This window comes from Bacillus sp. AFS073361 (assembly GCF_002567005.1).
In the GTDB taxonomy this organism is placed as follows: Bacteria; Bacillota; Bacilli; order Bacillales; family Cytobacillaceae; genus Neobacillus.
Genome location: NZ_NUZU01000007.1, coordinates 176,923 through 188,850 on the forward strand (window position 1 = coordinate 176,923; position 11,928 = coordinate 188,850).

At 37.9% G+C, this 11,928-nt stretch carries 10 protein-coding genes; 9 read left to right on the plus strand and 1 reads right to left on the minus strand.

Features of this window, described 5'->3' with window-relative positions:
- Nucleotides 1-79: 79 nt before the first annotated feature.
- Nucleotides 80-757: a GntR family transcriptional regulator gene (locus COJ96_RS05230; protein WP_098571913.1), complete on the plus strand. Its 678-nt coding sequence runs from the start codon at nucleotides 80-82 to the stop codon at nucleotides 755-757.
- 52 nt (nucleotides 758-809) lie between these two features.
- Here the strand turns inward: COJ96_RS05230 and nadX are convergent, their stop codons facing one another.
- Nucleotides 810-1,616, minus strand: a complete 807-nt coding sequence (gene nadX, locus COJ96_RS05235; protein ID WP_098571914.1) for an aspartate dehydrogenase — start codon at nucleotides 1,614-1,616, stop codon at nucleotides 810-812.
- Between the two features lie 643 nt (nucleotides 1,617-2,259).
- Here nadX and COJ96_RS05240 point away from each other — a divergent pair.
- From COJ96_RS05240 to COJ96_RS05275, 8 genes are all read left to right on the plus strand, one after another.
- Entirely contained in the window at nucleotides 2,260-3,699 is a 1,440-nt protein-coding gene (locus COJ96_RS05240) for a hypothetical protein (protein ID WP_098571915.1), read from the plus strand.
- A gap of 187 nt (nucleotides 3,700-3,886) precedes the next feature.
- Nucleotides 3,887-4,594, plus strand: coding sequence for an NAD(P)-binding domain-containing protein (locus COJ96_RS05245; protein ID WP_098571916.1), 708 nt, complete (start codon nucleotides 3,887-3,889; stop codon nucleotides 4,592-4,594).
- A gap of 186 nt (nucleotides 4,595-4,780) precedes the next feature.
- Nucleotides 4,781-5,701 (plus strand): ArsR/SmtB family transcription factor, encoded by a 921-nt coding sequence (locus COJ96_RS05250; RefSeq protein ID WP_098571917.1) that lies wholly within the window; start codon nucleotides 4,781-4,783, stop codon nucleotides 5,699-5,701.
- Nucleotides 5,702-6,181: 480 nt separating this feature from the next.
- Nucleotides 6,182-7,027, plus strand: a complete 846-nt coding sequence (locus COJ96_RS05255) for a phytanoyl-CoA dioxygenase family protein (RefSeq protein WP_098571918.1) — start codon at nucleotides 6,182-6,184, stop codon at nucleotides 7,025-7,027.
- A 122-nt stretch (nucleotides 7,028-7,149) separates the two neighbouring features.
- On the plus strand, nucleotides 7,150-8,133 hold the full coding sequence (locus COJ96_RS05260; protein ID WP_098571919.1) for an ABC transporter substrate-binding protein: 984 nt from the start codon (nucleotides 7,150-7,152) through the stop codon (nucleotides 8,131-8,133).
- Nucleotides 8,134-8,195: 62 nt separating this feature from the next.
- Nucleotides 8,196-9,752: a sugar ABC transporter ATP-binding protein gene (locus tag COJ96_RS05265; protein ID WP_098571920.1), complete on the plus strand. Its 1,557-nt coding sequence runs from the start codon at nucleotides 8,196-8,198 to the stop codon at nucleotides 9,750-9,752.
- Nucleotides 9,739-10,722: an ABC transporter permease gene (locus COJ96_RS05270; protein WP_180229987.1), complete on the plus strand. Its 984-nt coding sequence runs from the start codon at nucleotides 9,739-9,741 to the stop codon at nucleotides 10,720-10,722. The genes COJ96_RS05265 and COJ96_RS05270 overlap by 14 nt, the downstream gene beginning before the upstream one ends.
- A gap of 15 nt (nucleotides 10,723-10,737) precedes the next feature.
- A complete protein-coding gene (locus tag COJ96_RS05275; RefSeq protein ID WP_257148438.1) occupies nucleotides 10,738-11,763 on the plus strand; it encodes an ABC transporter permease in 1,026 nt (341 codons plus the stop codon).
- Nucleotides 11,764-11,928: the final 165 nt, after the last annotated feature.

The window sequence follows — 11,928 nt, forward strand, 5'->3', positions numbered from 1 at the left end:
TACCGACCAAAGAATTTGATGTTTATAAATAGTGTGCGTTATAATTGGTTCAATGTATACCTAGAAAGAGGGAGAAATTGTGGGGAATAATTGGGCCGAGGAAGATTTAATATCTTTACGCGAGAGGGTCTTTATTCATATTAAAGACCTTATTTTAGAGGGTGAATTTAAAACAGGCGATCGTTTAGTGGAACGGGAATTAGCCGAACGATTAAATATTAGCAGGACACCTATTCGTGAAGCGTTATTTAGATTAGAATCTCAAGGGTTTGTCAAAACTGTTCCAAGAAAAGGTGTTATTGTCGCGGATATTTCTGAAAAGGAAATTATTGAAGTATTTACGATTCTATCATCACTCGAAGTTTTGGCAGCGAAATTAGCTGTTCAGAAGTTGGATGATGAAACCAAAAGCAAGTTCATCGAATATAGTAAAAGGGTGGAAGATTGTTTACAGCATAAAAATGATCATGATTTCTCTAATTTACATGGTGAATTGAATCATCTCTTATACAGCTCGGCAAAAAATGCGAAACTCTATGAAATATTAAGTGGCTTATCGGATTATATTCGTGCCTTTGCTAAGACAGGATATAAAAATCCGGGCCGGCCTGTACAGTCGATGGAGGAACACTTACGAATTATGGAGGCTATTGTTAATCAAGAAGTGGAAATGGCCGAGTATTTAACGAAAATTCATATTGAAAATTCCCGAAAAGCATATATTGAGGCAGTCACTCAAGGAAAAGAAACGAAATAAAAACAGAAACTCCATCCCTCGCCGGGTGGAGTTTCTTTCTATTAACATGGAATTAAACACCAATTACCACTGATGTCGTTAGGTTTTGCAATACTTTTGCCACACTCATAGCAACAATTGGGCTCGATTTAGGGTTTTCCATATATGGATTGTTTTGAATAGTGGTTTCCATATGTCCGAAATAGCCTTTGGCCACTATCGTATGTGTGTTCATTTGAATGGTCGGGTCAACATACACTTGAACCTTTGTTTCATCAAAGCCGACACCTGCAAGGCTTAACGCAGCGGAAACATTTACATTTTGAGGGAATAATTTTGCTGCATTTCTGGCGGTACCCTCAAAGATACAAAATGGTTCTGCAATCGTTTCTAAATCAACTTTTTCCTCCGCAATTGTCCCATACCAACTTTTTGGAGGCTTCCTCGTAATCAGTGTAATTTCATCAATTTCACCTAACACCCCAGCGGCAATACGATCCAAACCTGCGATAGCCCCTGACGGGATAATCAATTTTTTTTTGTATTTTCTAGCAGCCTCTTGTAAGGAGTCGTAGAAATCTTTATCTGCTAAAGCGCCGACGGAGAGGATAACTAAATGACTTCCCGAGGAAATGGCCTTTTCCCCATATAGTTGAAGGGCATGGTGTCCAGCCGCTTCAATGATAATATCTAAATCTTGGTTAAAAAAGACATCTTCATTCGTGGTGACTGTACACTCATCGGGTGATTGGTCAGAAGAACCTAGCGGGGTTCTTATTAAAATGGATTGAAGGACGACATCTCCCGCTTGTCCTAACTCAATTAATTCCCTAATACCTTTTCCAAGTGTTCCATATCCAATGATTCCAACTTTTAGCATATTTATTCACCTCGTGATTATTTATAAGCAGCTATTCAAATAGAAAGCTATCTAACTATGTATCAGTTTATTTTGTATACCGTATACCGATAATTAATAAATTTTAGCCGATTCAACCAATAAAAGCAATAGTAACCTTATGAATATAAATAAACTTCTAAATTTTCAAAATAGTTTGCAATAAAAAGAGAATAATGGTATATTATTTTCAACCTTATAATAAACAAGGTGTACATAGTGCAAAGGGGTTGATATTTACATTCCTAAAATAACATTCTACTACATATCAAAAAAAACTGTAAGCGCATTCAACATATTGATGTGGATTGATTGTTTTAGGAAGTAGAAAAAGGATGTTAATGGAGGTTTTAATTTAGTAATGATCAGTCATTGTATTAATTTTTTTAAAACATGGTATACAATCTACAGTATGCAAAATTTAATCTCTCGAAAAAGTAACTCAATAAATCATGCCATTTTATATCTTTTAAGGGATTAAGAAAGGAACACCCGAAGTAGAGGATATACACCATGATAAAAATCCTATTATAACGTTTACGCCTCTCCTACGATCTTTTCCCATTTGTAAAGGAAATCTTTCGCATTACGGTTTTAAACTATTTTAAAACAATGGAGGGGAAATATGGAATTAACAGCAGCCCATTGGGTCTATCTAGTTGTCACTGTAGCCGTTATTATTATCATGCTTTTTAGAAAAGGTGTTGTTTTACCACTCATAGTTGGAACCTTTATAGTTGCAGCCGTGTATAAAGGAAGCTTGATTGGCGGTTTCCAAGCCGTTTTTAATGCCAATCTCGTAGCCGCTAAAGAACTATTTAGTATTTTCCTAATCATTTCCATCATGATCGGTCTTCTTAATTCCCTGAAGGATTTAGGTGCAGATAAAAGGATGGTCGTGCCGATTCAAAAAATAATGGTAAATGGACACGTATCTTATTTAGTGTTAATGGTTACAACGTTTGTGATTTCACTCTTTTTCTGGCCAACTCCAGCTGTTCCATTAATTTGTGCTTTATTAGTACCTGCTGCAGTAAGTGCTGGATTGCCAGTCATGACCTCAGCAATGGTTATTGTTATCGCTGGTCAAGGTATGGCCCTTTCATCAGATTATATTATGCAGGTAGCCCCAATGTTAAGTGCGAAAGCAGCCGGAATTGATAAAGCGCTAGTTTCCGATAAAGCCTTCATTCTTTCTCTTATTACTGGTATTAGTGCTCTTGTGATTGTGTATGCGACACATCGAAAAGCGATTACTCAAAAATCTGTTAACGAAAATAATAATGAAAAAGTATACTTCCAAGTTACCGAAGAGCTTGCTGCTACAGTAGAGGAAACTGCGGAAGTAATCAAGTTAAAAGCAAAATGGGGAAAAATCTTTGCGATTGTTGTACCATTAGCGATGCTAGGTGTTATGGTTTTTATGGTCCAATCCAAATTTGGCGGTGGAGCTGGATTCGAGGGAGGCGATGGTGCTGCCTTTATCGGTGGAGTTGCTACGATTCTCTTAGTCTTAGCAACAATTGCTTTTAACCGCATTCATGCGCTTGATAAAATTAGCGAACATATTACGGAAGGTTTTGTATTCGCTTTTAGAGCCATGGCTCCTGTTATTCCGATTGCCGGTTACTTCTTCATGGGAAGTGGAGACTTTTCTGCGCAAATCCTTTCCTTAGGGGAAGATGCAGCTAAACCAGGCTTTTTGTTTGATTTGATCCAAGCAGGTCAAAATTATATACCTCACAGCCCGATTATTGCAGCATTTAGTATCTTAATCATTGGGATTATTACCGGATTAGATGGTTCTGGGTTTGCCGGACTTCCATTAACTGGTGCATTGTCTGGTGCCATTGGACCTGGAAGTAACATCGATCCATCCGTACTTGCAGCTATTGGACAAATGGGTGCAGTATGGAGCGGGGGAGGTACATTGATTGCCTGGTCGTCACTTGTTGCCGTTGCAGGCTTCTTACAGATCTCACCTTTAGAGCTGGCAAGGAAAAATTTCATCCCAGTTATTACGGGTCTTTTCCTCGCAACGATCTTGGCAGTTATAATCTGGTAAATAAACTGTTACTTTCAACATAGCTTCACATTAACTAGATAGAAATTAGGGATTGCTAATAAATAAAGGGCTATCTTAAAAGTCAGCAGCAAACTGATTTTTTAAGATAGCCTTATTATTTTTCGTTTAATTAATCGTTATCTTAATATGCTTGCCGACATAGATGGAGAGGGAGAGGGGATAGAAAATGCAACAACAAAGGATTGGTTTAGTAGGGCTTGGTAAATTAGGGACAGCCATGATGACGCATTGGGATAAAAAACGGATAGCAATTGGAGTTTACCATCCGGTGCAAACGAAAGCAGAAAATTTTCAGAAAGCATATCATAATAGCTACATTTTAACAGATAGTCAATTGAAGGGTGTCGATATCTTAGTCCTAGCATTACCTGCGACCGAGGTTATTCCATTTGTCACCTCGTTAAAACTTGAAAGCCAGGCCGCGCATAAACCCATTATCATAAATATGGCAACGAACCTTCCTACAAAACAAATAATAAACCATTTTCCTGACTTACATGTACATGGGGTCAAGTATATGGGACATTCTAAGGATTTATTGGAACATGGTAATGGTTTATTTATTACTGAATCAGTGTTACCACAAACTGTTGGAGAACTTTTTCAGAATCTTGGTAAGGTAATGGTCGATAGTGAAAATTGTTTAACGGAAGTAAACAAATTAGCGACGTATTTTGCCCTAAAGTCAGCAATTGCAATCGAGACGGAGTTTCTGAGCAGAGGATTACCACCTGAATACCTAAAGAGAGCATTAACATCGTTAGCACCTGAAGTGATCCGATCGTATAGTGAGGGAAGTCTTGGCCACTTTGCGAAGGAAATTGCCAAAGAAATTCTTGAGGAGAAAACTATAGTCCGTAAAAGTGCCGACTGAAAAAATTTCTATTCAATGAGAACGGTGTCAATCTATTTGATTGACACCGTTCTCTATGTTACATTCTTAAGAGAGCCATATTTGGCAAGAGGGCTGCAAAGAAAACATCTGACATGTTCGTTTTATTATGAAACTAGATCCTGTAGTTAAAAATTAAAGTTAAAAAGTATGTATGGAGGTCAAAAAATGCTAGAGTTAACTATCGATGAGTCTGATAGGCTTATTAAAGTAGCCCATGCTATTGCATCGGAAATCCGAATTGCTATTCTAAAATTACTAAACTTTCAAAAAATGAATATTATTGAGATTGCTGAAAAGCTTGATCTTCCTGTTTCAACCATCGCGTCTAATATAAAAGTTCTAGAAGGTGCAGGTCTCATTAATACTGAAATACAGTCAGCAACAAGAGGAAAGATGAAAGTATGTTCAAGAAATTTTGATGATATTCATATGGCCCTTAATTTAAATATTGGTTATAATGATCCAAAGAATTGTTATGAGTTGGAAATGCCAATCGGACATTATTCTGACTGCGAAATAACACCGACATGTGGAATAATCAATAATAATGGTTTAGTGCAGCCTGAGGATGATGTATCCTTATTTTACCACCCTGATCGTATTTCAGCTCAATTAATATGGTTACGACAAGGCTTTCTTGAATACCGCTTTCCTGTGTCACTTTCTGGAAATGCTGATATTCAGTCACTTCAATTTTCTATGGAACTTTGTTCAGAGGCTCCGAACTATGATCACAATTGGCCTTCCGATATTACAGTCTGGGTTAATGGAAAAGAGATATGCACATGGACTTGTCCAGGTGATTTTGGCGATCGCAGAGGAAAGTTAAACCCATTGTGGCTGCGCGATAACCATACCCAGTATGGACTGTTGAAAAATTGGAAAATAGATAATAATGGCAGCTATTTAGATGATGTCAAAGTTTCTTCAGTCAACTTGAATGATATTGAAATTAATAATCAAAAATTTATTATCTTAAAAGTTGGTGTTCAATCGGACGCTGTGAATATTGGAGGCCTTAATTTATTTGGAAAAGGCTTTGGTGACTATAATCAAGACATTTTGATGAGAATTATATATTCCTAATTTGGGATTAAAAGGTCTCTTTTATTACAATTTATTTGTAATAATGGAGGCCTTTTTTCTTTGTTTTGGAAAGTCCCAACCTAGTAGGGTTTTTAGGGTGTAAATGCTTATTTTTCAAAAATTGTAAAAATTTCATAAAAGATATTGACCTTTTAATAGTGAGAGATTATCATTTAATTACAGTAATTATGTTTGAAACAAAAATATTGTTTTAATGAATGTAAAAAAGCTTCAAAAAGAATGTAACTACATAAGGAAAAATTCACTTTCTCTTTTTTTATAATTGATGTAAACGCTTTAAATCTAGATTAAAGAGATGGAGAATGAAGGAAGGTGATTTTTACAAATAAATAATTCAGAATATTCAGATATATAACCAAATAGTTAGCGGTGAATGTGTAAAGTTCAATGGGTTATATAAACTATAATTTTAAATTTATGTAAAAAAATCACTTAATAAAATTCTAGGAGGAATTAATTATGACTATTACTAAAAATTCAGAGACTTCAAGAGTAACGTTTGAACCGGCAGTGATTATGGGTGCTCTTTACGGTCCAGGAATTCATGGTTTAAAAGGAGCTTTTGATCGCAAATGGGTAGAGGAATTAGCAAAGGAAATTGACGTCCTATATAAGGATGCACTCCAAAGACCAGGTGGCGCAGTGGGCCGTGGGCCGAAACGCCACTATGTGGAAATCCACCCGGAAGATATCAGCGGTTTTGTAGATTTGGTGACGCACCCTTGGGTCAAGGCTGTCTGTGAAACGGTTTTAGGGCCTGAGTATAAAATTGTCGAGATTGGCTTCGATGTACCAAACCCAGGAGCTGTGAATCAGCCTTGGCATCGTGATTTCCCAGCTCCTGAAGACACAGTTAAGGGAAGAAGGCTCAATTCTCTCGCATTTAATATAACAACGGTGGATGTGGAAGAAGATATGGGACCATTTGAGATTGCTCCTGGAACTCAGTGGGACGATGGCAGCGAGTATGAAAGTGAAATGTTCCCTGAGAAAGAGCTTTATTCTCGATATGAGGCCCTAGCGGAACAAAAAATGCCTAAAATGGGGGATATTTCAGTCCGTTCAGCACTTACCATTCACCGAGGAACAACGAATAACTCAAATAAATCAAGACCAGTCCTTGTTTTAGGAGTTGATGCTCCTGGAGCAAACAATCATGAACGGCATGACCTGCAAATAACGAAGAAATTTTATGAAACATTGCCAGAGGATTTAAAGGGTCACTTGATGTGCCGCATCGTGGACGAACTAGAAGTAATTGTTCAAGAGCACACGATTGAAGGACTTAAAATGGGCGAAGCCTAAAAATTTCAGACCAGATAGCAGTGATTCAGCCATTCAGCCGTTGATTCTATCATCTTGAATACGGCTAAATGAAATCGTTCTATATTTGAAAAAAATAACAATTGAATGCTGGAGGAAATCATATGAAAAAATCAGTATTAATCTCATTATTCTCAGCTGCTATGCTAGCTATGGCTGGATGCTCAAGTGGGTCTGAAACTGGGGGAAGTGCAACAAACTCTGCTGGAGACGATGGAAAGGTAGTTGTTGGTTGGTCTCAGATGGAAAATAATAATCCATGGAGAATCGCGGAAACGAAAAGCATTCGAGAAGAAGCTAAGAAACGTGGATTCCAAATGGTCTATTCGGATGCTCAAAGTGATACAGCGAAACAGGTATCAGATGTGGAAGATATGGTTGCCCAAGGAGTCGATTATATTATTCTAGCACCTCGTGAATTTGAGGGACTTTCCCCGGCCTTAGCTACTGCTAAGAAAGCACATATTCCTGTTATTCTTGTTGATAGGAAAGTAGCTGGAGAAGCAGGAAAAGATTATGTGAGTTTCCTAGGATCAAATTTCATTGAACAAGGACAAAAGGCAGCTGATTGGTTAATAAATGAAATGGGCGGAAAAGGAAATATAGTAGAACTTACAGGAACTTCTGGTTCTTCCGTAGCAATCGATCGTCAAAAAGGATTCATGGATAAGCTTAAAGAAAAGGCGCCAGATATGAAGGTTATTTCCTCCCAAACAGGTGACTTTGCACGAGCCAATGGACAAAAGGTAATGGAAAACTTGTTACAATCTCAGGGAGACAAGATTGATGCCGTTTATGCACATAATGATGAGATGGCTATCGGAGCAATCAATGCAATCAAAGCAGCCGGAAAAGTCCCTGGAAAAGATATTATCATTGTCTCAGTAGACGGAACTAAAGATGCCTTGCAGGCAATCGTTGATGGGAAAATGGGTGCAACGGTTGAGAGCTCTCCATTCTTCGGTCCAAGTGTGTTTGACGTAATCGAAAACTTAGAAGAGGGTAAAGAAGTAGAAAAAGAAATTATTATTAAGGACCGCTTTTTTGACAAAACCAATGCAAAAGATTTCGTAAATGACGCGTATTAACAGCAACCTGTATTTCGCAAGTATCTTAAAAAAGATACTTGCGAAAAGAAAGGGGAGGCCTTATGGGGACAGAGCAGTTACTAAAAATGGAGAACATTGTTAAGACCTTCCCAGGTGTGAAGGCATTAAAAGGTGTAGAGTTAGAGATTAATAAAGGTGAAGTTCACGCATTAATGGGTGAAAATGGAGCAGGTAAATCGACACTGATTAAAATATTAACCGGTGTTTATCATCATAACGAAGGAAGCATTCTCTTAGATGGACAAAATGTAACCTTTAAAACCCCAATTGAAGCACAATTGGCAGGAATTAGTACTATTTATCAAGAGGTTAGTCTCATCCCATATCTCAGTGTTACAGAAAATATATTTGTGGGCAGAGAGCCCAAAACTAGAATTGGAACCATAGACTGGAAAAAAGCTCATAAAGATGCTGCAGAAGTTCTAAACAATATGGGAATTTCCATTGATGTTAAGAAACCGGTAAATACTTATAGCACTGCTCTTCAACAAATGGTATCTATCGCGAGAGCTATTTCAATGAAAGCAAAACTAGTAGTCATGGACGAGCCAACATCTTCTTTAGATGATAAAGAGGTGGAAGTACTTTTTAATGTCATCCAAAAGTTGAAACAAGAAAATGTTTCGATCATATTTGTTAGTCATAGACTGGACGAAATTTATAAGGTTTGTGACCGGATTACTATTCTACGAGATGGATCTTTTGTGGGAACCTGGCCTATTAGTGAACTTTCACAAAATCAATTGATCGCTTCCATGATAGGAAAGAGTGAAACAGAGGCAGCACAATTAATGAAAATGAAGGAAGCTGTTAACAAATCGGATGAAAAAATTGTTATCAGTCTGAAAAATGTGAAACAAGGAACACGTGTAACAGATGTAAGCTTTGAATTGCGTAAAGGTGAAGTTCTCGGCCTAGCAGGTCTTCTTGGATCCGGTCGTACTGAAACGGCAAAGGTGATTGCCGGGGTCTCTTCTCCTGATGGTGGAAAGTTGACATATCAGGAAAATGAAATTCAATTTCAATCCCCTGGGCATGCGATAAAATCAGGTGTAGCCATGTGTACGGAGAATCGTAAAACAGAAGGCATCATTCCGAATATGTCGATACGTGAGAACATCACACTGGCAAATCTTAAAGACTTTTCGACGTTTGGTTTCGTATCCAAAAAGAAGCAGGATAAGGTTGTTAATGAGTTCATTAAGCGAATGGGTATAAAAACACCGAACGCAGAACAAAAGATTAAAAATCTAAGTGGCGGGAATCAACAAAAAGTATTGCTTGCGCGATGGCTTGCACTTAATCCAAGCTTACTCATTTTGGACGAACCAACTCGAGGCATTGATGTTGGTGCAAAATCAGAAATTCATTCTTTAATTGATGAACTATCCAAAGAGGGATTAAGTATATTACTCATTTCATCTGAATTTGATGAGTTGATTCATAATTCAGACCGAATCATTGTCCTTCGGGAAGGACGTAAAATTGGTGAGTTAACTGGAGAGAAGCGGACGCAGGATAATATCATGAAAGTAATCGTAGAGAATGGTCATAGTTCAGAATCCTACGGTGGGGAGGATCAATATGCAAGAATCTAATGTAAAAACAACTCAAATCAATCCCCATTTAGAAAAGAAATTCCGCTACCCACTAAATGGAGAGATGGTCAAATCTTTTTCGTTACCTATTGTGATTTTGATTCTCTTCTTATTTAATAGTATATTTACTGACAACTTTTTAGCTGCAACCACAATGTGGAATATCCTACTTCATGTGTCTACGACGGCACTAGTTGCTATTGGGATGACGCTGGTTATTGCAACGGGAGGAATAGATTTATCTGTTGGGGCTGTAATGGCTATCGGAGCCGTTGTTTCAACTTTTTTACTGGACTATAATATTTTCGTAATTATCCTAGGAACGATCATTATTTGTGCATTAATCGGTTTATTTAATGGGGCGATTATTTCGTATATAGGTGTACAACCAATCGTTGTGACCTTGGCGATCATGATTGCAGGTAGAGGAATTGCACAAGTTTTAACAGATGGATACCTAGTTTCTTTTTCAAATCCTTCCTACGAGTGGATTGGAAAAGGGAAAATCATGGAGATACCAGTCCCTGTTATTCTTATGTTCCTGGTGGCAATTACAGCATTTATAATTATTCGCTATATGACATTTGGACGTTACATAGAAGCTATCGGTGACAATGAGCAAGCAGCCGAATTGGCTGGAATTAATGTAAAAAAAATCAAAATGATTGTCTATATTGCAGCAGCCGTATTAGCTGCATTAGCTGGAATGATTGAAACAGCGAGGATGGCGGCAGCAGATGCGACTAGAATTGGTGAGCTGATTGAACTGGATGCCATTGCAGCTGTTGTTGTAGGTGGTACTTTAATGACTGGAGGAAAACCATTTATTTGGGGTACGGTTTTTGGTGCCATTCTCATGGGGATAATCTCGACCACGTTCAATATGAACAACATTCCTTACTCTTATTCATTGATTATTAAAGCGGTCATTATTGTAGGGGCTATTTACCTTCAAAGAGCAAACAAATAAGGGAGGTGCTTAACGTTGAAATCAGCAGCCAGTCATCAAACTAATAATAAACTGTTTAGAAACCCGGTTATGTTCATTCAGAAACAAGGTGCATTCATAGCACTAATTTTACTAATTATTTTTGCATCGATTAAATACGACAACTTCCTTACAAGTGTAAATATCATTAATATTTTAAAACAAAATAGCATGATTGGCTTAGTTGCCATCGGAATGACATTTGTTATATTAATGAAAGGAATTGATCTATCGGTCGGTTCATTACTCGCACTTGGCGGAGTTATGGCAGCATCACTTTCTTCATATGGTATTTTGGCAGCGCTATTGGTTCCCATTTTAATTACCACTTTCCTCGGTTGTATCAATGGGTGGATTATTGCGAAGTTGAAAATGGAACCGTTCATTGTAACACTTGCGATGATGATTGGAGTTAGAGGATTTATTTATGTGTTCACCGAAGAAAAGACAGTTTCAGTTGCTGTGCAACACAAACAATTTTTTATCGATTTGGGTAATGGGGCTTTTATTGGCATTCCAAACTCAGTGTGGATTTTTGTTATTACTTTAGCCCTTGCATCATTTATTCTCCATCAAACCAAGTTTGGCAGGAACGTTTACGCGATCGGGGGGAATGAAGACGCGACACGACTAATGGGAATTCGTGTAGACCGAATGAAAATCATGGTGTATGCATTGAACGGGGCATTGGCAGGGTTTACAGGCATTCTTCTTGCCGGACGTCTTGGTGGTGCAGCGCAGCCTGTCGCTGGAAATGCGTGGGAGTTAGACGCAATTGCGGCAGTGGTTATTGGAGGTACTCTTCTTGTCGGTGGACGAGGTGGTGTTTTCGGAACATTTGTAGGTGTCATGCTTTTGGGCGTGGTATTGAATGTTATTAACCTCCAAGGTACACTAGATTCTTGGTGGCAGCCAGTCATTCGGGGAGCATTCCTTTTAGCCATCGTAATTATCCAAGCACAGTTGATGAAACAGCAAAGAGTTTTCAAAAAGAAAAACATCGAACATGTGCAACCGAGGTAAATATGAATTAGCAAATAGGTGTCAATCCTTTGATTGACACCTCAGATTTGGAGACAGTGTATTTTTAGTTAGCATTTCATCCACCCCATTTATATGTCTGTATCTTAATTATACAAAGGGCTGATATAAAGGTCATTAATGATTTTATAACCCTGTTGATTGGAG